Source organism: Brucella sp. NBRC 113783 (assembly GCF_040372265.1).
In the GTDB taxonomy this organism is placed as follows: Bacteria; Pseudomonadota; Alphaproteobacteria; order Rhizobiales; family Rhizobiaceae; genus Brucella; species Brucella teleogrylli.
The window spans coordinates 26,557-52,946 of sequence record NZ_BAABRX010000014.1 but is presented as its reverse complement, the minus strand read 5'-3'; the positions used below and the strand labels follow the sequence as shown (position 1 = coordinate 52,946).

Genomic DNA, 26,390 nt, shown 5'->3' with positions numbered 1-26,390 from the left:
GCCTCAGTCTTCCATGGCTTCGAGTTCGTCGATGATGCCTTCGATCACCGACAAGCCCTTGCTCCAGAAGTTCGGGTCGGTGGCATCGAGACCAAACGGAGCCAGAAGTTCCGTGTGATGCTTGGTGCCGCCCGCTTTCAGCATGTCGAAATATTTCTGCTGAAAGCCCTTTTCGGAATTCTGGTAGACGGCATAGAGCGAGTTCACCAGACAATCGCCGAAAGCATAGGCATAGACATAGAATGGCGAGTGGATGAAATGCGGGATATAGGACCAGAACGTCTCGTAGCCCGGATTGAGCCGCACCGCTTCGCCGAGGCTTTCGCGCTGCACATCCATCCAGATTTCACCGATGCGCTCCGACGTCAATTCGCCTTCGCGGCGCTCGGTGTGGATGCGGCGCTCGAACTGGTAGAAGGCGATCTGGCGCACGACCGTATTGATCATGTCTTCGGCCTTCTGGGCCAGCATGGCCTTGCGTTCGCGCTTGTCCTTCGTCCGCTCCAGCAGTGAACGGAAGGTCAGCATTTCGCCGAAGACCGAAGCGGTTTCGGCCAGTGTCAGCGGGGTGGAGGCCATCAGCGCGCCCTGGCCACCAGCCAAAACCTGATGCACGCCATGGCCCAGTTCATGGGCAAGCGTCATCACATCGCGCGGCTTGCCCATATAGTTGAGCAGAACATAAGGATGCGCAGATGGCACGGTCGGATGGGCGAAAGCGCCCGGAGCCTTGCCGGGACGCACTGGCGCGTCGATCCAGTTCTTGTCGAAGAAATCCTTGGCAATCGCGGCCATTTCCGGCGCAAAATTGCCATAGGCCGAAAGCACGGTATCGCGCGCTTCATCCCACGAAATCAGGGCCTGCGGGGTTTCCGGCAGTGGTGCGTTGCGGTCCCAGTTTTCCAGCTTGTCTAGGCCGAGCCACTTGGCCTTCAGCGCATAATAGCGGTGCGAAAGGCGTGGATAGGCGTCTTCGACTGCCTTGGCGAGCGCATCCACAACCTCGCGTTCCACGCGGTTTGCAAGGTGGCGACTGTCGGCAATGTCCTGAAAACCGCGCCAGCGGTCGGAAATTTCCTTGTCCTTGGCCAGCGTGTTGGTGATCAGCGTGAAGGTGCGCAGATTGGCGCCGAATGTCTTGGCGAGCGCTTCGGACGCCTTTTTGCGCACCGCGCCATCAGCGTCCTGCAACATGTTCAGCGTCGGTTCGATGGCGAGTTCCTGGCTGTCGATCTCGAAGCGCAGGCCCGACATGGTTTCATCAAACAGGCGGTTCCATGCGCCGAAACCGGTGATCGACTTTTCGTGGAAAAGCTGTTCCAGCTTGTCGTCGAGCTGATAGGGCTTGTCCTTACGCAGATCGGTCAGCCACGGGCGATAATGGCCGATTGCCGCATTGGCATCCATGGCCTTGTCGAGAATTGCATCATCGATGCGGTTCAGTTCGAGACTGAAGAAAATGAGATGCGTGCTGGCGTCGGTCAGCTTCTGCTGCACATCGCCAAAAAGCTTCATGCGCTTCCGATCGGTCGTGTCGCCGTAATAATAGAGCCCGGCATAGGAGGCGATGCGCCCCATCAGTTCGTCCAGCGCTTCGAATTCCTTGATCGCATCGGCAAAATTGCCGCCATCGGCCTTGGCTGCTTCAGCACCCAGCTTGCCCTTCCAGCGTTCTTCGAAGGAGGCTGAATCCTTCATCGCTTTCTCGATGTCGGCCTTCAGCTGCGGGCTGTCGGCTGCGGGATAAAGATCGGCAAGGTTCCATTCCGGCAGTGTGCCGAGATCGGCCTTTGCGGTAGCGGCGCTATCGCCGGATGGGGCCAGAACCGGTACGGGAAGAAGTGCGTTGAACGAAGCAGAGTCTGAAAAACGGGTCATAAGCATTCTCCTATTGGCCTTCTTCTCGCATGTCTTGCCGGGATCGCCAAGAGGGGCAACACAGCGGTACAACCGGTGTTATGTAAGCAGCCAATAAATTGTCAGTAACTTCCGCGATTACTTTTTGGGCGCTTCAAGCATTGAGTGTTTTTTAGACGAAAATTTTGTGAAACTAGCGTCAGATACTGTTTTAAGGTCTTGCAATTGTTGGCGGTTTGGCTCCAAATAGCGCGCCTGGAGCAGTAAACTTTTGTTGATTTTTTAACAGTTTAATGTGTCCGGGCGCGGGAACTCCACAGGTTGATTAAAGCTTTAATGGGCACGCGCATTCTCATAGCGGATGATGATCCGATTCACCGACGCAATATTGAAGCGATGGTCCAGCGCATGGGGTATCGCACGATCCTGGCTGACGGGGGCAATGGCGCGCTTGGTTTCGCGACGCAGCGCAAGGATATTGCGCTGATCCTGCTCGACATGGCCATGCCGGACATGGATGGTCTCAGCGTTCTCGCCAAAATGCGCGATGTGGGCGTGACCATACCGGTGATCGTGCTGGTTCAGGGCGAAGACCTGAATAGGGCCTTGCAGGCGGTGAAGCTTGGTGCAGTGGATTTCGTGACCACGCCGGTGGTTCCTGAGCGCGTCCAGCTTTCGATTTCAAATGCGCTGAAACTTGATGCGCTCGCCCACGAGGTGCGGCGCAACCGTTCGCTCAGAACACATTTTCCGCTTTCCGACATCATTGCCAGAAGCCCCGATATGGAGCGGGCGATGGTCGCCGCACGACGCGCTGCCGCATTGGATGCGCCGCTTCTTCTCGATGGGGAACCAGGCAGCGGCAAGGAAACGCTGGCCCGCGCCATTTGCAGCGCTGGCGCGAGATGGCGCGAAACTTTCATCACCGTCGATTGCCGCACACTGACAACGGACAATGTGGACCAGATCCTGTTCGGCGCGCCGGAAAAGCCACGCATGGGCGGTTCCGCGATCACGGGGCCGGAGGGGGTTTTCGGCAAGCTGGCGAGTGCCGATGGCGGCACGCTCTATCTGGATGAAGTCGGGTTCCTACCGCGTCATGCCCAGATGCGGCTCTATTCGGCCATGCAAACGGGGCAGTTCGAGGCGGCGGGCGTTCAATACCCGTTCAATGCGCGCGTTATGGCTTCCACGACGCAGCCGTTGAGCGATCTGGTGCATACGGGGCGGTTCCATCCGGGCCTTGGCCAGTTGCTGGGGTCTTTCATGTTGCCGGTTCCCGCCTTGCGCAACCGTTCGGAAGATATTCCGGTCCTGCTGCACCATTTCACGATGCGTTTTGCCAGCGAGGAGCGGCGCGGCCATATCACCGGCATTGCGCCGCATGTGCTGGAACGGTTGCGGGTCTATGATTGGCCGGGCAATGTGCGCGAGTTGAAGAATGCGGTTTTCCGCGCCGTTTTGCTGTGCGAGACCTCCGAGCTGACCATGGCGGATTTTGCCGAACTGATGAGCAATGTTGACGGCTGGACGGGTGCGCCCCAGACAGGCGCGAGGGTGGCGACGCATGCCAGTATCGCATCCGGCAGGGTCGCGCCCGGTGTCATCAGCGGCACCAATGCCGATGGCGAAGTGCGGACCCTTGCCGCCGCCGAAGAAGAAATGATCCGCTTCGCGCTGGCACATTACGACGGGCAAATCAGTGAAGTCGCGCGTCGTTTGGGCATCGGAAGGACCACGCTTTACCGGAAGCTCAAGGAATATGGCATTGATGTGACCTCCATATCCGGCAGGGGATTCGATGACGGTCAGGAGGGTGACAGCACCACTTTCCGGCGCTCCGCAGGATAATGAAATCAGTCTAAATATTTGAATTTCAATAGCTTCTAATCTTCGCCTTGGGGCGGAAAGAGTGCCTGTTGCCAATTAAAGACTGTTAATAATTTTTTTACCATAGCGAAAATAGATGCGCTCCTGTGTCTTTTTTGCCATGGTGTTTCCGCATTTGTTGTTCACTAAGCGTCCATTAACCATTAAATCCGACAATTGGATCTATGGCGGAACGAAGCGGATTTCGTGCGGCGCTCAGAAAAGGTCACTTGGAAAGAGAGCTGCGGGCGAGACCAATTGCAACTGTCGTGACTGACAGTTGCCGCGAGTTTCAGACTTGTAGCCTCTGGGGGCGGACAAAACGGTAAGGCGATACGATTCGATGAACAGCATATCGACCATGAAAGCGCGTTTCGCGAATGTCTGGAATAAAACCCGGATCGGTGCGACGACGCGTCTGTCTCTCTCGTTTTCCCTTGTTGCGGCGGCAATCGCCTTTGTGGCTTCTCCCACGCAGGCTTCGGCTGAAACCCGCGCCCTCAAACTTTATTACGTCCATACCGGCGAGAAGGCGGAAATCGTCTTCAAGAAGAATGGCCGCTATGTGCCCGAAGGGCTGAAGCGCCTCAACGTTTTCCTGCGCGACTGGCGCCGCAATGAGCCGACCAAGATGGACCCGCGCCTGTTCGATCTGGTCTGGCAGGTCTATCAGTCCACCGGCTCGCGCGAATATATCAATGTGGTGTCGGCCTATCGCTCGCCTGCGACCAACGCGATGCTGCGTTCCAGCACGCGCGGCGTCGCCAAGAAGAGCCAGCATATGCTGGGTCGCGCGATGGATTATTACATTCCGGGCGTCAATCTGGCCAAGTTGCGCGGCATCGGCATGCGCTACCAGATCGGCGGCGTCGGTTATTATCCGCGCTCGGGCTCGCCTTTCGTGCACATGGATGTCGGCAATGTCCGCTCCTGGCCGCGCATGAGCCGTCGCGAGCTTCTGGCACTGTTCCCGGATGGCAAGACGGCCCACCTTCCGGCTGATGGCAAGCCATTGCCGGGCTATGAGCAGGCGCTGGCCATGATCGAGAAGCGCAAGGCCGGTGGCGGCGGCGAGGTCATGGTGGCCAGCAATTCGTCATCCACGCGCAAGAGCAAGACGCTGTTTGGCGCGCTCTTCGGCGGTGGTGCGGATGAAGAAGAAGATAATGGCGATGTCGCGGCGCCAGCGACTGCGCGTCCGGCGCGCGCCACGGCTCCGGCCAAGCAGGCTCCAGCCGCAGCGCCGGTGGAAGAAGCTCCGGCTCAGCCGCGCGAAACGATGATTGCCGCATTGCCAGCGCGTGAAGCGCCGGTTCCGATGCAGGCTCCGCGTCCTGAGACTGGTTTGAACGCTCAAACACTCGAATCGCAGGCGCAGACCGGCACTGTTGCCGAGCAAGGTGCCGCTGTCGTCGCCATGAATGTGCCGATCCCGGCGCGCAAGCCTGAAATGGCGCCGCAGGATGCCGTGGCGCTTGCCGCCGCCGATCCTGATGCGGCGGCCCAGGTGGCGGATGCTTCGCCGCTCATGACCGGCTTCGTGCCGATCCCGTCGGCCCGTCCGCAGCTTGAAGGCGACGATGCGCAGGCGCAGCTTATTGCAGCGGTTGTCCCGTCGCAGCGTCCGGAACGTCCGGGTGAGCACCCTGTCGCCACCGGTCAGGATGCAATTGCAGCGCTGGTCAATAATCACGACAATGATGCCGTGGCTGTGGCCGGTGCGGGTTCTTCGCCAACGAATCCGGGTGAAGCGGGTGCTTTGCCCCTGCCGCAGCAGGCACCGCGCGCCGAGCCCAACACCCAGCTCGCAATGCTGTCCAAAAAGGACGAAATCGGTGAGCTGATCGCCCCGCCGAGCGACGATTACGACTCCGAACCGGTTGCCAAAGTGGAGATGAAACCAGCTCCGGTTCAGACGGCTTCTCTGGCGCCTGTCGCGGCACCGGTTCAACCGGCAGCCCGCGCCAAGCAGCCTGCCTCAGTTGGCAAGGCGGTTGATACGGGTGTTCGCACCACCGCCAAGGGCGCTCGTCGTGTTGCCAAAGCGTCTTCGGCAAAGCCGCGGGCCGTGGTTCAGCCGGCAGCCGTGCATAATGCAGAAATGGCAATGTCGTCGGAATCCATGGCGCAGAAGGCTCCGGTCACCAATCCGGTTCTGCGTAACGATGCGCTGCGCAGTGCCCCAGCAATGGTCTATACGGCTGGCTTCCAGCAGGGTGATCTGCCCAGCGAACGCGCAAACAAGTTCAGCGGCAATGCTGTGACCTTCCTGACGGTCGCAAAATTCACCGCAACGAACTGATTGCCGCAAAGGCATCAAAGAAAAAGGGGCCACGGAGGCCCCTTTTTTATGGTCGGTTTTAGAGCGGTTTCGGTTAAAACGGAATCGTGGAACCGCTCTATCTATTTGTTTTGACGCATTATCCGACGCATCGAAGCAGGATCAGAAATCAGTCCAGTGGAGTGATTTCCCTGCGTAGGCGCTACGCACTTTTGCTGGAAATGCTCTAGGAACCTCAGCCTTTCAGGCTGGCTGCATCACGTGCAAGCGTGGTGATGGCGTCCCAATCGCCCGCTTCCACGAGTTCCTTCGGGGCAACCCACGATCCGCCGACGCAAATGACGTTTGGCAGCGAGAGATAGGTTTTTGCATTGGCGAGGCTGATGCCGCCGGTTGGGCAGAAGAAGGTTCCGGCCAGAGGAGACGAAAGCGCCTTCAGGAAAGATGCGCCACCGGCCTGTTCCGCCGGGAAGAATTTCAGATGCGTGTAGCCTTCTTCGCGCAGCGTCAGCATTTCGCTGGGCGTGATGGCGGCAGGCAGCAGCGGCACGTCGCTGTCATTGGCCGCGTCGACAATCTGTCTCGTCGCGCCGGGGCTGACGATGAAGCGCGAACCGGCCTTTGCCGCCTGTTCATATTGCTTTGCGTTGAGGATCGTACCGGCGCCGACGATGGCTTCAGGCACTTCATCAGCCACAGTGCGAATGGCTTCCAGCGCCGCTGCCGTGCGCAAGGTGATCTCGATGGCAGGAAGCCCGCCTTTGGCCAGTGCGCGCGCCAGCGGCACGGCGTGTTCTACCTTGTCGATCAGCAGCACCGGAATAACCGGCTGGCCTTTCATGACGGGGACGAGAAGATCGGTTTTCTGGGGCATCGGCTCGCTCGGCTGTTGGAGTATTTCGGCATATTCTGCGGAACGTGCAACGATTCCGCAAAAATGGACATGCACGCAATGTGATAAATCGATTTAAATATAAGAGGCCCACTTGTCCACAGCCGGGACAAGGTTGTTTTCAGGCCGCAGTCTTCAAAGTATCAAGCTGTTTCTGCCAGCGCTGATAGGCGGCGGCCATGCGCGTGTCGTAATTGTTGCGGGCGAAAGCGGGGCCATTATAGCGTCTGGCGAAGTTGCGCCAGTCGCAGGCGCGCATGACTTCCACCAGCCCCGCCTTTTCGATGAAGCGCAGCATCAGCCGCACCTGACCGGCGACCGACCCGCGCGCTTCCGCCACCAGCGCATCGACCGAAGCAAAATCGAGCCATTCCCAATGCGCGCCCATGACCTGACCCAAACCCCAGGAGGTGGATTCCAACGCGGCTTTCTTGTCGAGACCCATGGCTCGTTCCAGCAAAAGCCAACGGCCGCCTTGCGATTTCGGATTGGCGATCTTGCCAGCTTCCGGCGCGGACAGGCCGTTCTTGCGGGCATAGTCGCGGATACGCCCGGAAAGCCTGCGGTCGAAATAATGCCCTTCGAAACGGATTGCCGGTTCCTTTTGTCCATCCACATCGTAAAGCGCGCGACCGCCGCTTTCCACTTCCGCAACCGCCAGCAAGGCCGCCGGATTGATCTCGGCCTGTTTTGCCATGACGGTCATCGCATCGATGGTCTGTTTGTCGAACATGCATTTCTCCTCTTGGACGGTGGTGTTCGTGGCAATTTTCGCCGCATCCGGGGCCGTGAGGATAAAGTTGTCTTGAATTATCGGTGTCCGGGGATTAGTTGCGGGGTAGATTTTCAAAGAAGACACAAACGATGAGCAATTTGCCTTTCACCGTCGCCGCCCTTTATTGCTTTGCGCCGCTGCCGCAATATGAAAGCCTGCGCGAGCCGCTGGCGCAGCTTTGCTGTGGAAACGGCATCAAGGGAACGCTGCTTCTGGCTGCCGAAGGGATCAACGGAACTGTGGCTGGCACAGCCGAGGCGATTGAAAAGCTTGTCCAGCACATCACCGCCATTCCGGGACTCAGCCAGCCGGAACTGAAATATTCCCATGCAAGCGAAATGCCGTTCAATCGCATGAAGGTGCGGCTGAAGCGGGAAATCGTCACGATGGGCGTCGATGGTATCGATCCGCTGAAAAGCGTCGGCACCTATATTGCCCCGCAAGACTGGAACGCCCTGATTGCCGACGAAAATACGGTCGTTGTCGATACGCGCAACGATTATGAATATGCGATCGGTACGTTCGAGGGCGCTCTCGATCCGCAGACCAAGACTTTTCGTGAATTTCCGAGCTGGGTAGAACAGAACCGCGACAAGCTGGAAGGCAAGAAGATTGCCATGTTCTGCACCGGCGGTATTCGCTGCGAAAAGGCGACGGCCTTTGTGAAAGGCCTCGGCTTTGACGATGTCTTCCATCTGAAGGGCGGCATTCTCAAATATCTGGAAGAAGTCCCGCAGGAAGAGAGCATGTGGAACGGCGAGTGCTTCGTGTTCGACGAGCGCGTAGCCGTTGGCCATGGCCTGACCGAAAGCGACGTGGAGCTTTGCCGCGCCTGCCGTCGTCCGATCACGCCAGAGGACAAGCTGTCGAAGTTCTTCGAGGAAGGTATTTCCTGCGCCGGTTGCTATGATGAGCGCACGCCGGAAGATCGCGCCCGTTATGCCGAGCGTCAAAAGCAGATCGGTCTCGCCAAAGCGCGTGGACAACACAAGCATATCGGCAGTTGAGCCTTCTTTAGCCACTAGCCAAACAAGTTGCACCGCATTATGGTGACGCCGATTTCGGAACGAACTGAATTCGTTACGGAATTTTGGGCGGCTTTTGCATGGACGCCCGTGCATCAAGGGTCTGACGGCATCCGGGTCGCGTTTGCCTCCATCACACCCATCATCGCAAAAAAGCGCGCCGGTTCATTCCGGCGGATGATGGTGTTTGTCCGTTCAAACGGGCAATATGGAGGGTAGTCATGAAAAAACTTATCGCCGCATTTCTTATCACAATTGCCGCTGGCACCGCTTCGGTCGCGCATGCCGCCGAAAAGGTAACGGTCTTTGCCGCCGCGAGCATGAAGGATGTGATCGAAGAAGCCGCCAAGCAGATCAAGGCCAAGGACGGCACGGAAGTGGTCGCTTCCTTCGCGTCTTCGTCGGTCCTGGCCAAGCAGATCGAGCAGGGCGCACCGGCGCAGATTTTCATTTCCGCCGATCTCGACTGGATGGACTATGTCGAGAAGGCCAATGCCATCGACACGGCGTCGCGCAAGGTGATCGCAGGCAATGCGCTGGTTATCGCCACACAGAAGGATACGGCGAAGGCCGATGTCAAGGAACTGTTGAGCGCTGGCCGTTTCTCCATGGGCGATCCGTCCAACGTGCCTGCCGGTAAATACGGCAAGGCCGCGCTGGAAAAGCTCGATATCTGGAAAGATGTCGAGAAGAATGGCGTCTTCGCGGAGAATGTGCGCGTGGCACTGCAGTATGTCAGCCGTGGCGAAGTTAAGGCGGCCATTGTCTATGCTTCCGACCGTGCTGCCGCGCCCGATCTGGTGGAAGCCTACCGGTTCCCGGTAACCAGTCACGCGCCGATCCTCTATCCGGCGGCTCTCATTGAAAAGAATGAAAACGATGCCGCCAAGGCCTTCCTTGCTTTCCTTGAAAGCGATGCCGGTCAGGCGATCATCAAGGACAAGGGCTTTGTCGGCGCTGCGGAGGCGGGCAAGTGATGATGGAAGTGGGCGTCTGGCCGATTGTGCTGCTGTCACTCCGGGTTGCCGGAATTGCCATCCTTGTCGCTTTGCCAGTCGCGTTCCTTGTCGCGTGGATTCTTGCCCGGTTCGATTTTCCGGGCAAGTCTCTGGCGCAGGCGCTTGTGACCATGCCGCTGGTTCTGCCGCCGGTGGTCACAGGCTATCTGCTGTTGATCCTGTTCGGTGCAAGAGGGGCGTTCGGCGCACCCATGCAGGAATGGTTCGGCCTGTCCTTTTCCTTTCGGTGGACCGGTGCTGCTCTTGCCGCCGGTGTCATGGCGTTTCCGCTGCTCGTCCGTCCGATCCGCCTGTCGATTGAAGGGCTGGATCGCGGGCTTGAAGAAGCGGCGCGGACATTGGGTGCCAGCAGGCTTGTGGCCTTTTTCACCGTGATCCTGCCGCCGCTTTTGCCGGGCGTTCTGGCAGGTGCCGTGCTTGGTTTTGCCAAGGCGCTGGGTGAATTCGGCGCGACCATCACCTTTGTTTCCAATATTCCCGGCGAGACGCGAACCCTCTCGCTTGCGATTTATGCTTTGATGCAAACGCCATCGGGCGATGCTGAAGCCTTCCGACTGATTGCCATATCGGCTGCGATTTCCATCATAGCCGTCGTGCTGTCCGAATGGTTGCAGCGCAGGCTTGCCGGAGATGCCAAATGAGTGGGCTCTTTGTTTCCATCAAGGGCCGCAATGGCAAATTCGCCGTTGAAGCCGATTTTGCAGCGGGTGGTGGCGTCACTGCTTTGTTCGGCCATTCGGGGGCGGGCAAAACCACGCTTTTGAAGATGATTGCCGGAACGTTGCGCCCGGAAAGCGGTCGCATTGCGGTTGGCGATTTTGCGCTGTTCGACGCCGATAAGGGCATTGATCTGCCACCGGAGAAGCGGCGCATCGGTTATGTCTTTCAGGAAGCCCGCCTGTTTCCGCATATGAGCGTCGAGCGCAACCTGACCTATGCGCGCTGGGCGGGACACCGGCAGGCCACGCGCAATTTCGATGAGGTGGTAGCGCTTCTCGGCATCGAACAGCTTCTCGACCGTCGCCCAACGACGTTATCGGGCGGCGAGCGCCAGCGTGTCGCTATTGGCCGGGCGCTGTTGTCAGATCCGGCACTACTGCTGCTGGACGAGCCGCTTTCCTCGCTGGATCATGCGCGCCGACAGGAGATATTGCCCTTTGTCGAGCGGTTGCGTGACGAAAGCCATGTGCCGGTTGTCTATGTCAGCCACGACATTGACGAGGTGGCGCGGCTGGCCGATGAGATCGTGCTTCTTTCCGGCGGCAAGGTGACGGCAAGCGGCGAGGCGGCTTCGATATTTCCGCTGATCGATGAAGGCGATGGAGCAGGCGTGCTGCTGGAAGGCACGGTCGCCTCTTATGACCAGAGTTACAAGCTGGCGGAAATCGACCTCGGCGGCACTTCGTTCCAGTTGACGGATACGGGGCTGAAACAGGGTATGCATGTGCGACTGCGCGTGCGGGCGCGGGACGTTTCTCTGGCGCGTCAGGCGCCAGACGCAATCAGCATTCGCAATGTGCTGCCGGTCATCATTACGGGCATCGAAGCAGGCGAGGGGCCGAACGCGCATGTCTCCCTCGACTTTCAGGGGCGGCATCTGGAGGCGCGTCTGACGCGCCGCTCGGTGGACGATCTGGGCTTGCGGGCAGGCGAACGGGTGGTTGCCTTGGTGAAGGCTGTCTCGGTGGACCGGGCTGCCATTCGGTAAAAATGAAACGGCTACAATAATCTGGTTTGCGTGGCACTGCTTTTATGCTCCTGTCTTGCTGACTGGGAGAACAACATGACTGATTTGCAGAACTGGACGCCACGCCCGAAACCTGAACGCAAAGTGCTGGAAGGGCGCTATGTGCGCCTTGAACCGCTCGACCCGCAAAAGCATGGCGACGAGCTTTTTGCAGCGTCGTCGGTGACTGACGCCGACCAGCGTTTCACCTGGTTGTTCGAATTTCCACCCGCAACCCGCGCGGAATTCGAGCCTTGGCTGGACAAGGTGTCAAAAAGCGAGGACCCGTTGTTCTTCGCCGTCATCGACAAGGCCAGTGGCAAGGTGGCCGGTCGCCAGACCCTGATGCGCATTGATCCTGTGTATGGCGTGATCGAGATCGGCAATATCTATTGGGGGCCGCTGATTTCGCGCAAGCCCGCGGCAACGGAAGCGCAGTTTCTGTTCATGCAATATATCTTCGATGAGCTTGGCTATCGTCGTTATGAATGGAAGTGCAACAACGACAATGCGCCGTCCAAGCGCGCAGCGGAGCGTTTCGGCTTTACCTTCGAGGGGATTTTCCGCCAGCATATGGTGGCCAAGGGCAAGAACCGCGACACGGCCTGGTATTCGATCCTCGACAGTGAATGGCCTGAGCTCAAGAAAGCCTATCAGGCATGGCTTGCACCGGAAAACTTTGATAGTGACGGCCAGCAGATAAAGAGATTTGAGGAGTTCCGAAATCTTGGCTGAACCGCAGAAAAGCCATCCGGCCATCGCCGCCGCCGTCATCCTGATTGGTTTCGGGGTACTCGCTTATTTTGTGCCGAGCATCATGCTGGCACTGGGCGCGCGCTCGCATGTGGCCGCCGCAATCTTCGCGATTGTTTTCGTGCTGGGTTTCTTCGCCATTTTCTGGCTGCGCTCACGCCGCCAGAAAAAGCAACGATAGACCCAACTCCAGTCAGTGCAGGTCCTTTGTATAGACGAATTTGGGCATGCTCCAGTTGAAGCGCAGCGCCAGAAGTCGCAGAACAAGCCCGGCCGCCATCGCCACGAAGGCGGCGGGACCGTGCGGCACATTCAGATATAGGCCGCCGAGAAAAATGCCGCCGGTGACGACTGACACGGTGGCGTAGAGCTCCGAGCGGAACAGCAGTGGCACATCGTTGCACAGCACATCCCGCAACACGCCGCCGACGCAGCCGGTGATCATGCCTGCTGCAATCACGATGATGATCGGCATATTCATGCCAAGCGCCACGCCGCAGCCAATCACCGTGAACACCACCAGGCCGATAGCGTCGAGGAAAAGGAACATCTGCCGCAGGCGATGCATATGGCGCGCGATGAGGATGGTGGCCAAAGCAGCAAAACCGGTGATCACCAGATAGCTCGGATGCTGCACCCATGACAGCGGATGATGATCAAGCAGAACATCGCGTACCGACCCGCCGCCAAGGGCGGTTACACAGCCAAGCAGGAACACGCCAATCCAGTCCATTTCCCGACGCCCGGCGGCCAGCGCTGCTGTCATGGCTTCGGCGACAATGGCCGTGATATAGAGCACGTGAATGAGTTCTTCGCTTGCCGCGCCGCCCATACGTTTTTCCTCGTCTGATTGCTCAGGCGCAGTATTGGCCTCTATACGGATAAGATTTGATAAACAAAGCCGATAATGCTGACTAACGGAGCGGATGCCGTGAGGGCTAGTAAAGCTTCAACGGTTGGATTTGTGGATGCTCGCAAAAATATTGGCCGCGAGATAGCTTTCATCGAAGCTGCAAATCTGCATGAGCGCCGTCCGGTTGAGGAATTTCACCTCATTGTTCCGGAAGGTCAAGAGATTGTCCTCCCGCAGTTCGCGGAGCATCCGGTTGGTGTGGATCGGCGTCAGGCCGAGCGCATCGGCCAGTTCGCTCTGGGTGATGGGGCAATAGAAGCCGTTCTCGTCGCCGGTGCCATTGGCCCGCGCGCGATAGCCCAGTTCAAGCAGAAGATGTGCAACGCGCGAAACTGATGCGCGTCGTCCCAGACTGATCAGATGTTCCAGCAGAATGGTGCGCTGGCGCGCCGTCATCTCCATGAAAGCCATGGCCAGACGCGCCGATTTCAGCATGTTTTCAACCAGCGTATCGAGGTTGATTTCCAGCACCGAAATGTCAGTGATTGAAAACAGCGTGTAATAGTTGAAGCCCAATCCCGTGCGGAACCCCAAAAGGTCGCCCTTCATCGGAAAGTCGAGGATCTGCCTGTCGCCATTCGGCAGGTCGCGATAGATGCAGCACCATCCGCTGTTGATGATGAGCACCGAATTCGTCCAGTCACCCTGTCTGGATATGATCGTATGTGGCGCATAGTGCCTGGTCGAAACCGGCATCGATCGCAGAACATTCAGGTCATTCGCCTCGAAGGTCGCATCGATGGGTGGGTTCTTGAGAAGATTGAGCAGCGTGTTGTCTTCGTTATTCAGCCCCATCGGCGTTACCCGGTGCGTGGTTTGGATATCAGGATGATTGCCCGGCTCGTCCTGCACGAAAAGCGTCATATTCGACGGCCAAGCTTCCGTGAGGGGCAATGATTTGGCAAGAGGGCATTTTCTACCACTAATTGGGTAGAATAACGGATACACCCTAAACCATATTTCTATTCGCCCGTTAATCTAGGTTAATGACAGCCCGGGGGAGTTCGGCAATAATTTAGAAAAATAAGAAATATACAAGATCTTAGGGCGACTGAATACAATCATAAAATAGAACACGATGTAATCCTTGTGTTTAACTGCGGTTAAACATGGAAGAGGGTTGCGTTCTTAAAAGATTCAGAGGGCGTTAAAATGAATATTTCTGCACAGTTCAAGGATAAGGACGAGAGCCTCAACTCTCGCAATGTGTATGGGGGCCGCGTTGCTGACCAGCGTGACTTTACCAAGGAAAGGGAACAGTCCCTGATCGTCATCATAGACAGCCGCGCCTTGGATCGCGAATGTCTGGCGCATGGATTAACCAATAATTGCGCCGATATGGCCATTGCAACCTTCAGTTCTTTCGAGCAATGGCAACATCAGCGTCGTAGCCGGACCGCTGCCGCTGTTCTCTTCAATGTGGGCGGGCAGAAAGTATCCGATCCGGCGGTCGGCAATTATCTGAAATCACTCGTTTCCGAATGCGCGCCTGCGCCGGTGATCATCCTTGCCGACAAGGAAGAAATATCGCAGGTCGTCCGCGCGCTGGAGCATGGCGTGAAGGGCTATATCCCCACATCGGTCAATCTGAATGTCTGTATCGAAGCGCTGCGTCTCGCCATGGCGGGCGGCACTTTCGTCCCGGCAAGCAGTGTTCTGGCGCTGCGCCATGCAACCGACACGGGCGCGCAGCGTATTCAGCCACTGGGCGGCATGTTCACACAGCGGCAGGCCGAGGTCGTCAATGCGTTGCGTCGTGGCAAGGCCAACAAGATCATCGCCTATGAGCTGAAGCTGCGCGAAAGCACGGTGAAAGTGCATATTCGCAATATCATGAAGAAGCTCAAGGTGACCAACCGCACGGAAGTAGCCTGCATCATCAACGAGCTTTTCCCTTCGGAAACTTCATTTTCCGACCTGCAATAGCCGTCCAATCCAAGCTGATCCTCCCGTGAAGGAGCATTGTTGTGATTATCTCCGACGTTTCATCAGGAAGCGCGCGGCAGCCGGTTGCCGACCTTCTGGACACTGTCAAGCGCAGAAGGCTGATGCTGACCGTGCCCATTCTCGTGGGCATAGGGGCCGGTTTCCTCGGCTATATGAATGCCCCGGTCTCTTACGTCTCGGAGGCTGTGGTTGTTCTGGACATGCGCCGTCTACAGGCGCTTCCAAGTGAAAGCGCCATCACGCCGCTGCCGCAGGATAGCCCGGTTTTGCGCTCCGAGCTTGATATCATCAATTCGCGGATGATGGCGCGTAAGGTCATCGATATCCTGAAGGCGGACGGCTTCACGGTGCCGCCCGCGGCGACGCAGGATAGCGATCCGGCGACACAGGAGCGGCAGCAGATCGACCTTCTGCTGTCGCGGTTGCAGGTTACCAACGACGGTCGTTCCTATACGATCTTCATTTCGTATCGTGCATCCGATCCGGTCTATGCCGCCAAGGTCGCCAATGCATTCGCGACCGCCTATCTCGACCATCAGGTGGATGTGCAGCAATCGGCGGCCAAGCGCGTCAGCGAGTGGCTTGGCGAAAAGCTGGTCACATTGCGCAACGATCTTGAAACCGCCGAACGGGCGGCGGAAGATTTCCGGCAGAAATCCGGTCTGGCGGGTGATCAGGGGCAGATGACCTTTCAGGCGCAGCGCGTTGCGGCCTTGAATACGGAGATCGTCGCGGCAACCGGTGCCGTGTCGTCAGCAGAAGCGCGGTTGCAGACTGCGCAAGCTCTGAAAGGCAGCAGCGATGCGCCGGCCCTGGCAGAAGTTTTGGCCTCGCCGGCCATCCAGCAATTGCGTAATGAAGAGGCGCGTGTTGAACGCCAGCTGGGCGAGCTGCAATCGAACGGTGCTTTGAAAAGCGCCGAGATTCCGGTTTTGACGGCAGAGCGGGATGCGCTGCGACAACAGATTGTCGGGCAGGTCGATCAGATCGTGCAGAGCCTTAGCAATGAAATCCAGATCGCCCGGCAAAGGCGGTCAAGTCTCGAAGAGGCGCTGAAAGCCGCTGAAGCGGACCTTGCCAGCGCCAATCAGGCGCAGGTAACGGCGGCGCAGCTCGACCGCGAAGCCAATGCCAGCCGCGTTGTCTATGAAAGTTATCTGACGCGGTACAAGCAACTGATCGAGCAGGACGGTATCGCCTCGGCAGAAGCGCAGCTTATTTCCAGCGCCGAACCGGCGATGGCCAAGGCAAGCCCGAAACTGATCAACTGGCTGCTGCTCGGCATCGGCTTGGGCGGGCTTTTTGCCGTTGCGGGTGCGATGCTGAAGGAGACCTTCGATCGGATCAGACCGGCGCAGACTTCATCGCTCGCTTTGCCGGGAATTCCGGCGGCAACCTTGCTGCCTAAAACGCCGCGCCTGACCGTACCTTTGCTGATCAATGGCGGGCTGGACCCGGCCAGCGCTTTCGGGCGCGCCATCAAGTCCGTGCACGATCGTCTGCGGGCGTTGACGCGAGGACGCGATTCACTCGCTCTATCCGTCATTTCCCTGTCCGATACCGACGGCAAAAGTCTGGTAATCACGGCGCTGGCACAGCAATTTGCCGCGAGCGGTGTTTCGATAGCGGTGATTGATGCGACCAATGGCCAGTCCGGCCTTTGTGCGGCTTTCGGTCTGCCTGTTGGTGATTTGCAGCCACCCGCTACAGCCAAAAAGCTGAGTGGTGCGGCACTGATTCACGATCATGGCTCGGGCATCGATATCATCAGGCCGCATCGACCAGCCCCGGAAGGCGACTGGCTGGGCGGGCTCATTGCGCAGCTGCGCGCCGATCACAAGATCATCCTGGTGGATTTGCCGCCCTTCAAGGAAGACAAGCGGTCGGTTCTGATGTCCCGCGCCACGGATACAGCACTTCTTGTGGTCAGCGATGACCGGCGCGATTCCGGTGCAACCAATGCGCTGGTGCAGACGCTGGCCTCTTTTGGCCGCAAGCCCGCGCTTGCCGTCGTCAGTCAGGCCCCGGCGATCTACACGGGAAGGATGGCCGACACGTTGGCGACAGGCCGCGCCCTGCTGTCGGCGCTGTTCAAGCGTGGCCGGTCTGTGCCGGACCCGACCCAGAGACAGATATAGGAGGGGGAGCCATGCCAAAGATCATAGAGAGGCACCGCTTCGCCCGTCATTTGCAGGCATCGGTGTTTTCCGCCGCGCTGTTGTTCGGCGCGGGCAATCTGGCGCTGGCCGAGGGGCAGATTTACCGCGTCGGAGCGAATGACGTGCTGCAAGTCACGGTTTATGGCCAACCTTCCCTCACCGGGCTCTATCCCGTCGATGTGGATGGCAATATCGGTTACCCGGTTGTCGGCAACGTTTCCGTGCGCGGACTGACGACGATTGAAATCAGTGAGAGGATCGCCGCATCCCTGTCGCAGCATATTCCGGGTCTGACGGTGACGGCGACGATCAATCAATATGCGCCGGTCTTTGTTGTCGGCGATATCAAGTCGCCCGGCAAATATGAGTACAGGCCGGGTATGGTCGCGCTGGAACTGATGGCGCTCGGCGGTGGCGCGGGCAAGGGCGAAGCGCCCGCCATGACCGCAGGGATGCAGCTGATCGCTGCACAGCAGGAATATTCCGATCTGCAATTGCAGATTGCCGCCCAGACAATCCGCCGTGCGCGCCTGGCTGCCGAATTGCAGGGGGGCGAGTTCGACTACACGCCATCGCAGCAATCCAACGTATCGAAAGACGATCAGGTGATGGTCCAGCATATGCTGGAAGGCGAACGCACGCTGTTCGACGTGCTCCGCACCAATATGAAAGCCGAGCGGCAGGCACTGGAAGCGCAGGTCGCAAGTTATGGCGATGAAATCCGCACATTGCAGGAAAGCATCAAGCTGCATGATTCCGAAATCCAGCTGTTGCAGGAAAATGTAGATTCCAGCCGGTCGTTGGTCGATCGCGGCCTTGCCGCCAAATCGAACCTGCGTGATCAGGAACGTGACCTGTCGGCGACCCGCCGAGATGCGCTGGAGCTGGCGTCATTTCTGGCGCGGGCGCGGCAAAACCAGCTCGCCGTGCAGCAGCGTATCGCCAATCTGGAAGAGGTCCGGCGCAGCGATGCGGCAACCAGCTTGCAGGAGGTCGATCTCAATCTGGCGCGGATGGAGCGGCGCAGCGGCGCGCAAATCCAGACCATGGCGGAAATCGCCAAGTCTTCCGGCAATATCTCATCATCCGATATGCGCAAGAAGCTGATCTTCACGATCAGCCGCAACGTCAATGGCTCGTTTCAGGACATCGTCGGCAACGAGCGGACGGAAATCAAACCGGGCGATATTCTGCGTATCGAACTCGATATGAGCAAAATCAACACGTCGCCGTCGTAGTGATCCTTTTCCCTCATCCTTGTACGTTGTCGATAGTGTAAAATAGGTGACGTGACGGAGGCGCGTGTCATCCTTGGGACTTGACCCCGTGCCTCAGCAAGCGCCTCCGTTGCATCCTTTCGCTCGAACGGTTGGCTGGGCTTTGAGCCCGCGTTGCAAGGAGGAGCACCCATGGATGCCTCACAGGATTTTATGGTCGGGATAGATGTCTCCAAGGCCTATCTGGATGTTGCGCGCTACGGGGTCACATCGGTGGCGCGATGGAACAACGATGTGACAGGCTGCCATGAACTCGCAGCCGCGGTAGCGGGAGCCAGTCTGGTCGTTGTCGAAGCAACTGGCGGCTACGAGACGCCTATGGTGCGCACGTTGGCGGCGGTTGGCATTGCGGTTGCCGTCGTTAATCCCCGCCAGGTCCGCGACTTTGCCAGAGCCAGCGGTCGGTTGGCCAAGACCGATCGGGTCGATGCGCGGGTCATCCTGCACTTCGCCAAGGCGATGCGGCCGGCACAGATCCCCCATATCGACGACGGCCGCATCGACTTGGCCGCGCTGGTGACACGCCGCCGCCAACTCATCGACATGGCCATTGCCGAGAAGAACCGCCTCGAACATGCATCTGCAGACATCGCCGCTCTCATCCATGAGTTGCTTGCCTCCTTCAAGGCGCAGCTCATCCGCATCGACACGGCTATCGCCTTGGCCATCGAGGCTGAACCCGAGATGGCAGAACGGCGCAACCTCCTGCTCTCGGTACCCGGCATCGGCGAGACAACAGCCGCCATTCTCATCGCCGAACTGCCGGAACTGGGCAGCATTGATGACAAGAAGCTCGCCGCTCTGATAGGGGTTGCTCCTATAGCCTATGACAGCGGCATGATGCGCGGGCAGCGCCATATCGGCGGTGGCCGCACTACCGTGCGTTGCGCACTCTACATGGCCACCCTGTCGGCCATTCGTTGCTCGACAACAATCAAGATCTTCTACACAAGGCTGCGCGATGCCGGAAAACCGCCAAAGGTCGCCATCGTCGCCGCCATGCGAAAGCTCGCAACCATTCTTAACACCATCCTGCGAAGGCGAACTCCTTGGACCTCTCAACAACACGGTTGCTGAGGAGCCGCCGCAGGCGGCGTCTCGAAGGACGGGAAACGGCTGGCAAACATATCAATTTCCATCTGGAACCCTCGTGCTTCGAGACGGCGCTGCGCGCCTCCTCAGCATGAGGGTGTGGGCGATAATGGGTGAAACAGGTCCTCTATGCCGCGACGGCTTCAGCGCTTTCTTCCACCCAGGCGGAATAGACGGCGCGTAGGCCATCTTCGAGGCTGATGCGTGGCCTCCAGCCGAGTGCGGCCATGCGGGATGTATCGAGGAACTTGCGCGGCGTGCCATCCGGCTTGCTCAGATCATGCTCGAACCGGCCCTCATAGCCCACGACACGGGCAATCAGCAGCGCCAGATCCTTGATCGATATTTCCTCGCCGGAGCCGATATTGACCGGCTCGAACCCATGGTGAAACTGCAAGAGATGCAGGCAGGCCTCGGCCAGATCATCAACATGCAGGAATTCGCGCAGCGGCGTGCCGCTGCCCCATAGGGTCACCTGCTCTGCACCCATGATTTTCGCTTCATGGATTCGGCGCATCAACGCTGGCAACACATGCGACGTTTTCAGGTCGAAATTATCATTCGGACCGTAGAGATTGGTCGGCATTGCCGTCATGAAGCAGTCACCGAACTGGCGCGCGCAGGCCTCGGCATATTTCAGCCCGGCAATCTTGGCGATGGCATAAGCTTCGTTGGTCGCTTCAAGCGGCCCCATCATCAGGGCGTCTTCGGTCAGCGGTTGCGCCGCGTCGCGCGGGTAGATGCAACTAGACCCCAGCCAGAGCAGGCGTTCCACGCCGGTCTGGTGCGCGGCGTGGATGACATTTATGCCGATGGCGAGATTGTCATAGAGAAAATCGGCGGGGGATTGCGCATTGGCAAGAATGCCGCCGACATGGGCCGCCGCAATGATGATGACATCAGGTTTGCGCCCGGTAATGAAGTTCTCGGTTGGTCCCTGACGGGTCAGGTCCAGCGCGCTGTGCGCGGCAGTGATGATGTCGCAATCCGTGCCGTGCAGGCGGCGCAGGATGGCCGAACCGACCATGCCGGTATGCCCGGCGACGAAAATCTTCTTGCCTGCCAGCGAATAGACCGGTTCTGCGGTCCCGTTAATGTCCATAGAAGTCATTGCGCCCAGCCTCCCGCATGATATTGCGCAAATCCCAATCCACCATCTCGGCAACAAGGCTGTCGAAGCCGGTCGTGTGCTGCCAGCCAAGGCGGCTATGGGCTTTCGATGCGTCGCCCAACAGGAAATCCACCTCATTCGGACGGAAATAGCGCGGGTCGATCTCGATCAGGCAATTGCCGGTCTTCCGGTCAATGCCGATTTCCTCCACGCCATCGCCCTTCCATTCAATCTGCTTGTCGACGGCCTTGAAGGCATGTTCGACAAATTCACGCACCGTATGGGTCTCGCCGGTGGCGAGCACATAATCATCCGGTGTCTCTTCCTGCAGGATGCGCCACATGCCCTCCACATAATCGCGGGCATGGCCCCAGTCGCGGCGGGCATTCAGATTGCCAAGACGCAGCTTGTCCTGCAAACCGCGCTCGATGGCCGCGACGGCGCGGGTGATCTTGCGGGTAACGAAAGTCTCACCGCGCAGCGGGCTTTCATGGTTGAACAGGATGCCGTTCGAGGCGTGGAAACCATAGGCCTCGCGATAATTCACCGTGGTCCAATAGGCATAGAGCTTGGCCGTTGCATAAGGGCTCTGGGGCATGAACGGCGTATGCTCGTTCTGCGCGTGTGGCGAGGAATTGCCGAAAAGCTCGGAGGTTGAAGCCTGATAGAAGCGGCAAGTCTTGCCAAGGCCGAGAATACGGATGGATTCCAGGAGGCGCAGCGTGCCGAGCGCATCCGTATTGGCGGTGTATTCCGGCGTTTCGAAACTCACCTGCACATGGCTTTGCGCGCCGAGATTGTAAATCTCGTCGGGGCGCACTTCCTGTATGACGCGGCATAGATTGGTGGCGTCGGTCAAGTCGCCGAAATGCAGGCGAAAGCGCACGTCTTCCTCGTGCGGATCCTGATAGAGATGGTCGATACGCCCGGTATTGAACGAGGACGAACGCCGCTTCAGACCATGAACGCGATAGCCCTTCTTGAGCAGAAGCTCACTCAGATAGGCGCCATCCTGGCCGGTAACACCGATGATGAGCGCGGTTTTCTCACGCTGATTATCATGCAAGCTATCGTGCAATCTATCGTTCAAGGGACTGCCCTCCGTCCTGAATATCCATGAGACCATGTTACCGATTTCGTGTCGCGGCAGAACGGCTCCAAAACGGCAAGCACGGCTGTGCCTAACCCTCTTCGGGTGAAGCGGTGATGGTGTCCGCTATGACCCGATGCACCCAAAGAGGTAGGCACTTCGCCCGCTTGGCGTGCCGCCCATGCCTTTGGGTTTCTTGCGATGAACGACCCGCTGTTGCGATGCTACTTCCATGAGGTCGAAAAGACGGGAGACGGGGCTCATGCGCGTTGTGCTTGCCAATCGTTATTTTTATCCGGACCAGTCCGCGACAAGTCGCATGGTCTCCAGTCTGGCGCAGACGCTTGTGGGCGAGGGCATTGAAACGGCGATTCTGACCAGCCGCAGTTTCCATGACAACCGCAGGGAAACCTTGCCCGCGCGTGAGACGATTGATGGTGTCGATGTGCATCGCATCTGGACCTCAGGCTTTGGTCGCGGAAAACTGGCCGGGCGGGCGGTCGATTATGCCACCTTCCATCTTTCCGCTGCGGCCTGGTTCGCGACCCATGCCCGCAAGGACGATATCTGCGTGATCTGCACCGATCCGCCCTTGCTGTCGGTTTCGGCAGCATTGCCGATCCGGCTTCGGCGGGCAAAGCTTGTCAACTGGGTGATGGATCTTTTCCCGGAAACGGCAATCGAGCTTGGTCTGGTTAAACCGGGCAGCGCATCGGCAAGGCTGACGCTGGCGCTGCGCAACTGGTCCATGCGCCAGTCGGCACTGACGATCTGCCCCATTGAGCGCATGTCGCGCTATCTTGCTTCAACGGGCATAGCGCGCGAGAATTTGAGCGTTGTGCATCACTGGGCGGATCGCAACGAGATCATGCCGGTAGCCCCTTCGGAAAATCCGCTGCGCCGCGCCTGGGGGCTGGGGCGAAAATTCGTCATCGGCTATTCCGGTAATTTCGGTCGGGCGCATGAATTCCAGACCGTTCTCGACGCAGCCGAGCGGCTGAAACATATGAAAAGCGTTGTTTTCCTGATGATCGGCGAGGGGCAGCAGCGGGGCTTTGTCGAAAGCGAAGTCAAACGGCGCGGCTTGACCAATGTGATGATGAAGCCGTTTCAACCGGTCGAAAAACTCTCCGAAAGCCTCGGCGCTGCCAATGTCCATCTGGTGTCGCTTAAGCCAGAACTGGAACATTGCATCGTGCCGAGCAAGTTCTACGGGGTGCTGGCAGCGGGGCGTCCGACAATCTTCATTGGCGACCCCGATGGCGAGATAGGCTCCATCGTTCGTGATTTCGAATGCGGCGCAGCATTGCGTCCGGGCGAGGTGGACCGTCTGGTCGAGGCCGTTTTGCATATGCGCCATTCGGCGGTTGGCCGCATGACCATGGGTAACAATGCACGCTATCTGATGGAAACCGCCTATTCCCGCGAATATGGCGCGGCCATGTGGCAATCGGCGGTGGGGCGTCTGGAAGAGAAAAGCGTGCCGGCAGCAATGCCGGTTCTGGATCGCAAATTCCAGTCGGGAGAGCTTCGATGATGGATGGCTCAGTTGTCGTCACCCAGCTTGGGGCGCGTATGCATTATGCCGTACCGCGCATTTTTGCCGACCGGCAAAGGCTCGCGCATTTCTATACCGATATTTGCGCCTTGCAGGGCTGGCCGCGTCTTTTGAACGGTCTGCCGCCCACCATGCTTCCAACCGCCGTGCGGCGGTTGATCGGGCGTGCGCCGCAGGGCATCCCGCAGGAGCGGATGACGACTTTTCCGGGCTTCGGCCTGCATTCCGCCGTGCGCAGGCTTGCCAACCAGACCGGGCCGAAATCGACCGCCAACGCCATCTGGGCCGGACAGCGATTTGGGCAATTGGTGGCGGACAGCGGTTTTCACGGGGCAAGCGGGGTTTACGCGTTCAGCGGTGAGGCGCTGGAGCAGCTGACCGCTGCGCGACAGGCAGGATTATGGACTGCCGTTGAACAGATGATCGCGCCGCGCACTGTGGTCGATCAATTGGCCTGCGAAGAGGAAGTGCTCAATCCCGGCTGGCATGTGTCCGCTGCCGACGATGTGCATGCCGATGATTTTGCAGCACGTGAAAGGGCGGAATGGGCCATTGCCGACGCGGTGGTCTGTCCGTCGGACTTTGTGGCGCGCCATGTAATCGAGGCCGGATGCCAGCCGGATAAGGTGGTGGTCGTGCCTTATGGGGTGGACAAGCGCTTTCCGCTCAATCAATCGCTGCGCGCGCCGGGGCCGTTGCGGGTGCTGACGGTCGGTGCAGTCGGGTTGCGCAAGGGCTCGCCCTATGTGGGCGCGGTTGCGAGGGCTGTGCGGGATATCGCGCAGTTTCGCATGGTCGGGCCGATTGACGTGCAGCCGGAAGCTGTTGCGACCCTGTCGGCCAGCGTGGAGCTGACCGGCCCGATCCCGCGCAGCGAAATGCAGGCGCAGTTCGAATGGGCGGATGTGTTCCTGTTGCCATCGCTTTGCGAAGGGTCGGCCACCGCCGTCTATGAAGCGCTGGCGGCAGGCTTGCCGGTCATTTGCACGGACAATACCGGCAGCGTCGTGCGGCATGGCATTGATGGCTACATTGTGCCGATACGCGACGTGGCCGAGACGGCGGAAATTCTCAAACAACTGACTGGCAATCCGGCCATGCTGGCACGGATGAGCGACAGCGCACGTGAGCGCGCCGCCGATTATACGGTGGCGCGTTATGGCGAGCGTCTTGTCGCAGCCCTTTCGCAGCACACACGGAGATTGGCGGCATGAAGATTGTTCACGTCATCGGTTCCTACGATCCCGCCAAAGGCGGCCCGCAGGCGGTCATTGTCAGGCTGGCGGCGGCGCAGGCAGCACTTGGACATAGCGTGACGATCGTCAGCTATAGCGATGAAGACGTGAACCGCCGCGCGGCCAAGGCCGCCGAAACCATACCGGATTTCGACAAGGTGCAGACGTTATTGCTTCCGATGCCCGATCTGCGGGAAATGCTGTTCGGAAGCCGGGCGGCAAAGGCTATGGCGCCGCTAATCCGTGCGGCGGATTTTGTGCATCTGCACGGTGTCTGGGAAACCAATCTGCTGCGGGCTTCCATGCTGTGCCGTCGCTTCGGCGTGCCATACTGCATCTGTTGTTGCGGCATGCTCGATATGTGGAGCATGCAACAGCGATCGTGGAAGAAGAAACTGGCGCTGGCGCTGGCCTTTCGCCGGATGCTCGATGGCGCGGCCTTCATTCAGGCGCTCAATCGTGATGAAATCGAGCTGATGCGACCCTTGGGGCTGAAGCCGCCAAGCCTGATCATTCCAAATGGCATTTTCCTCGATGAAGTCGAAGGTGACGCTGGCGCTGACGACAGTGCAGCACTGGCAAAACTGCCGAACCGGCGCTTTGTGCTGTTTCTGTCGCGCCTGCATTACAAGAAGGGTCTCGACATTCTGGCCGATGCCTATCGCCGGATTGCACCGATCCTGCCAGATGTCGATCTCGTCGTTGCGGGGCCGGATGGCGGTGCTGAGCATGATTTTCGCGAGCAGATCCGCCAATATGGGCTGGAAAAGCGTGTGCATCTGGTTGGCGGGCTTTATGGTTCCGACAAGATCGCTGCGCTGAAACGGTCAGCCTGTTTTTGCCTGCCAAGCCGGCAGGAAGGTTTCAGCGTCGCCATTACCGAGGCGCTTGCCTGCGGTGTGCCGGTGGTGATCACCGATGCCTGCCATTTTCCTGAAGTCGCCGAGGCGGGAGCGGGCGTAGTCTGCGCTGTGGATGCCGAAGCCGTTGCGGCTGGGCTGATGCAGATTCTGGACGATCCCACGCGGGCGGTCTGGATGGGCGAGGCGGGCCATAAGCTGGTTGGGGACAATTACACCTGGCCGCGCATCGCGCTGCAAACCCTCGATGCCTATCAGTCCTATCAAAAGCGCAAGACAGGCTCGATCATGGGCGGAAATGGCTATAGCCTTATCCGCGAGCGCCGGATGGGACCGGTTTAACCAGCCCAATCACACGGCTTTTCGTCTTTGCCGCACGGCTTTTGCCGGGTTTCCGGCATAAACCGTCCATGGTTCCATATCGCGGAAACTGACACCGCGCGCGCCAAGCACTGCGCCTTCACCCACATTCACACCGGGACCGACAAACGCTTCAGCGGCGATCCAGCCATGCGGGCCAATATGAATGGGCGATGCCGTGAGCGGAAAATCGGCGCGGTCGATATCGTGGCCCGCCGTGCAGAGATGCGCGCCTTGCGAGATGATGGCAAAGGGCGCCAGCGTGACATTGGCGACATTGTAGCAGTGTGCGCCGGGACCAAGCGAGGAATGCGCACCCATGATGAGATTGCGCGGCCACCAGATGCGCGCGCTGCCGCGCACGATGGCAGTCTTGTGGATTTTTGCGCCGAACAGCCGCAGCACCATGCCGCGCCAGCGCCAGAAAAACGAGGGCGTCCAGGCGGCGAGCACCAGCCATGTCATTTGCCAGCCAAGACGCTGCAGCCGGTGCTGCAAGGTGAATGTCGCCCCGCCTTCCAGCGGACGCGAAGCATCTTTTCGTCCCGCAATGGACGCTGCGGATCGGAGACGGGGGTGATTGGGCATGGC

At 58.8% G+C, this 26,390-nt stretch carries 23 protein-coding genes; 15 read left to right on the top strand and 8 right to left on the bottom strand.

The annotated features are described in order from the left end of the window. Window positions 1-3: 3 nt before the first annotated feature. Window positions 4-1,878 (bottom strand): M3 family oligoendopeptidase, encoded by a 1,875-nt coding sequence (locus ABWW11_RS23510; RefSeq protein WP_181376052.1) that lies wholly within the window; start codon window positions 1,876-1,878, stop codon window positions 4-6. Between the two features lie 315 nt (window positions 1,879-2,193). Here ABWW11_RS23510 and ABWW11_RS23505 point away from each other — a divergent pair, with 315 nt between their 5' ends. Together ABWW11_RS23505 and ABWW11_RS23500 are read left to right on the top strand one after the other, a co-directional pair. After that, window positions 2,194-3,708 carry a sigma-54-dependent transcriptional regulator gene (locus tag ABWW11_RS23505; protein WP_109367714.1) on the top strand — a complete coding sequence of 505 codons (1,515 nt, stop codon included), beginning with the start codon at window positions 2,194-2,196 and terminating at the stop codon, window positions 3,706-3,708. Between the two features lie 379 nt (window positions 3,709-4,087). After that, complete coding sequence (locus tag ABWW11_RS23500; RefSeq protein WP_371830833.1) at window positions 4,088-6,028, top strand: peptidoglycan L,D-endopeptidase MepK; 1,941 nt, start codon at window positions 4,088-4,090, stop codon at window positions 6,026-6,028. Between the two features lie 214 nt (window positions 6,029-6,242). Here ABWW11_RS23500 and ABWW11_RS23495 read toward each other — a convergent pair whose 3' ends face one another. Continuing rightward, window positions 6,243-6,881, bottom strand: coding sequence for a 2-dehydro-3-deoxy-phosphogluconate aldolase (locus tag ABWW11_RS23495; RefSeq protein WP_109367712.1), 639 nt, complete (start codon window positions 6,879-6,881; stop codon window positions 6,243-6,245). Between the two features lie 139 nt (window positions 6,882-7,020). Next, entirely contained in the window at window positions 7,021-7,632 is a 612-nt protein-coding gene (locus tag ABWW11_RS23490; protein ID WP_109367711.1) for an N-acetylmuramidase family protein, read from the bottom strand. A 131-nt stretch (window positions 7,633-7,763) separates the two neighbouring features. Between ABWW11_RS23490 and trhO the strand changes: the two genes are divergently transcribed. From trhO to ABWW11_RS23460, 6 genes are all read left to right on the top strand, one after another. After that, on the top strand, window positions 7,764-8,681 hold the full coding sequence (gene trhO / locus ABWW11_RS23485; RefSeq protein WP_283736272.1) for an oxygen-dependent tRNA uridine(34) hydroxylase TrhO: 918 nt from the start codon (window positions 7,764-7,766) through the stop codon (window positions 8,679-8,681). A gap of 239 nt (window positions 8,682-8,920) precedes the next feature. Next, window positions 8,921-9,676, top strand: a complete 756-nt coding sequence (gene modA, locus ABWW11_RS23480) for a molybdate ABC transporter substrate-binding protein (protein WP_109367709.1) — start codon at window positions 8,921-8,923, stop codon at window positions 9,674-9,676. Then, a complete protein-coding gene (gene modB / locus ABWW11_RS23475; protein WP_109367708.1) occupies window positions 9,676-10,359 on the top strand; it encodes a molybdate ABC transporter permease subunit in 684 nt (227 codons plus the stop codon). Before modA ends, modB begins: the two co-directional genes overlap by 1 nt. Further along, window positions 10,356-11,426, top strand: coding sequence for a molybdenum ABC transporter ATP-binding protein (modC, locus tag ABWW11_RS23470; RefSeq protein ID WP_109367707.1), 1,071 nt, complete (start codon window positions 10,356-10,358; stop codon window positions 11,424-11,426). Before modB ends, modC begins: the two co-directional genes overlap by 4 nt. A gap of 75 nt (window positions 11,427-11,501) precedes the next feature. Further along, window positions 11,502-12,179, top strand: coding sequence for a GNAT family N-acetyltransferase (locus tag ABWW11_RS23465; RefSeq protein WP_109367706.1), 678 nt, complete (start codon window positions 11,502-11,504; stop codon window positions 12,177-12,179). After that, a complete protein-coding gene (locus tag ABWW11_RS23460) occupies window positions 12,172-12,378 on the top strand; it encodes a hypothetical protein (RefSeq protein WP_109367705.1) in 207 nt (68 codons plus the stop codon). The genes ABWW11_RS23465 and ABWW11_RS23460 overlap by 8 nt, the downstream gene beginning before the upstream one ends. 12 nt (window positions 12,379-12,390) lie before the next feature. Here the strand turns inward: ABWW11_RS23460 and ABWW11_RS23455 are convergent, their stop codons facing one another. Together ABWW11_RS23455 and ABWW11_RS23450 are read right to left on the bottom strand one after the other, a co-directional pair. Continuing rightward, window positions 12,391-13,029: a trimeric intracellular cation channel family protein gene (locus ABWW11_RS23455; protein WP_109367704.1), complete on the bottom strand. Its 639-nt coding sequence runs from the start codon at window positions 13,027-13,029 to the stop codon at window positions 12,391-12,393. A gap of 117 nt (window positions 13,030-13,146) precedes the next feature. After that, complete coding sequence (locus tag ABWW11_RS23450; protein ID WP_109368019.1) at window positions 13,147-13,905, bottom strand: Crp/Fnr family transcriptional regulator; 759 nt, start codon at window positions 13,903-13,905, stop codon at window positions 13,147-13,149. A 357-nt stretch (window positions 13,906-14,262) separates the two neighbouring features. Here ABWW11_RS23450 and ABWW11_RS23445 point away from each other — a divergent pair, with 357 nt between their 5' ends. The 4 genes from ABWW11_RS23445 to ABWW11_RS23430 all read left to right on the top strand — a co-directional run bounded on the left by ABWW11_RS23445 (window position 14,263) and on the right by ABWW11_RS23430 (window position 19,570). After that, entirely contained in the window at window positions 14,263-15,036 is a 774-nt protein-coding gene (locus ABWW11_RS23445) for a response regulator transcription factor (RefSeq protein WP_109367703.1), read from the top strand. A 41-nt stretch (window positions 15,037-15,077) separates the two neighbouring features. Further along, window positions 15,078-17,195 carry a GumC family protein gene (locus ABWW11_RS23440; protein WP_109367702.1) on the top strand — a complete coding sequence of 706 codons (2,118 nt, stop codon included), beginning with the start codon at window positions 15,078-15,080 and terminating at the stop codon, window positions 17,193-17,195. A gap of 11 nt (window positions 17,196-17,206) precedes the next feature. After that, window positions 17,207-18,454, top strand: a complete 1,248-nt coding sequence (locus tag ABWW11_RS23435) for a polysaccharide biosynthesis/export family protein (RefSeq protein WP_319081053.1) — start codon at window positions 17,207-17,209, stop codon at window positions 18,452-18,454. 171 nt (window positions 18,455-18,625) lie between these two features. Beyond that, the gene (locus ABWW11_RS23430) at window positions 18,626-19,570 is read left to right on the top strand and encodes an IS110 family RNA-guided transposase (RefSeq protein ID WP_319081052.1); all 945 of its coding nucleotides are present in this window, start codon (window positions 18,626-18,628) and stop codon (window positions 19,568-19,570) included. Between the two features lie 142 nt (window positions 19,571-19,712). Here ABWW11_RS23430 and ABWW11_RS23425 read toward each other — a convergent pair whose 3' ends face one another. Together ABWW11_RS23425 and gmd are read right to left on the bottom strand one after the other, a co-directional pair. Further along, window positions 19,713-20,687, bottom strand: coding sequence for a GDP-L-fucose synthase family protein (locus ABWW11_RS23425; RefSeq protein WP_109367699.1), 975 nt, complete (start codon window positions 20,685-20,687; stop codon window positions 19,713-19,715). After that, window positions 20,677-21,762, bottom strand: coding sequence for a GDP-mannose 4,6-dehydratase (gmd, locus tag ABWW11_RS23420; RefSeq protein ID WP_109367698.1), 1,086 nt, complete (start codon window positions 21,760-21,762; stop codon window positions 20,677-20,679). The genes ABWW11_RS23425 and gmd overlap by 11 nt, the downstream gene beginning before the upstream one ends. 286 nt (window positions 21,763-22,048) lie before the next feature. On the opposite strand from gmd, the gene ABWW11_RS23415 reads away from it, so the two are divergent. Genes ABWW11_RS23415 through ABWW11_RS23405 form a run of 3 tightly spaced genes read left to right on the top strand, consistent with a single transcriptional unit; the run spans window position 22,049 to window position 25,781 of the window. Next, window positions 22,049-23,323 (top strand): glycosyltransferase family 4 protein, encoded by a 1,275-nt coding sequence (locus ABWW11_RS23415; RefSeq protein WP_109367697.1) that lies wholly within the window; start codon window positions 22,049-22,051, stop codon window positions 23,321-23,323. After that, window positions 23,323-24,558, top strand: coding sequence for a glycosyltransferase family 4 protein (locus ABWW11_RS23410; protein ID WP_109368018.1), 1,236 nt, complete (start codon window positions 23,323-23,325; stop codon window positions 24,556-24,558). Before ABWW11_RS23415 ends, ABWW11_RS23410 begins: the two co-directional genes overlap by 1 nt. After that, entirely contained in the window at window positions 24,555-25,781 is a 1,227-nt protein-coding gene (locus ABWW11_RS23405) for a glycosyltransferase (RefSeq protein WP_109367696.1), read from the top strand. The genes ABWW11_RS23410 and ABWW11_RS23405 overlap by 4 nt, the downstream gene beginning before the upstream one ends. Before the next feature lie 9 nt (window positions 25,782-25,790). Here ABWW11_RS23405 and ABWW11_RS23400 read toward each other — a convergent pair whose 3' ends face one another. Continuing rightward, window positions 25,791-26,387, bottom strand: a complete 597-nt coding sequence (locus ABWW11_RS23400) for an LbetaH domain-containing protein (RefSeq protein ID WP_109368017.1) — start codon at window positions 26,385-26,387, stop codon at window positions 25,791-25,793. Window positions 26,388-26,390 lie beyond the last annotated feature (3 nt).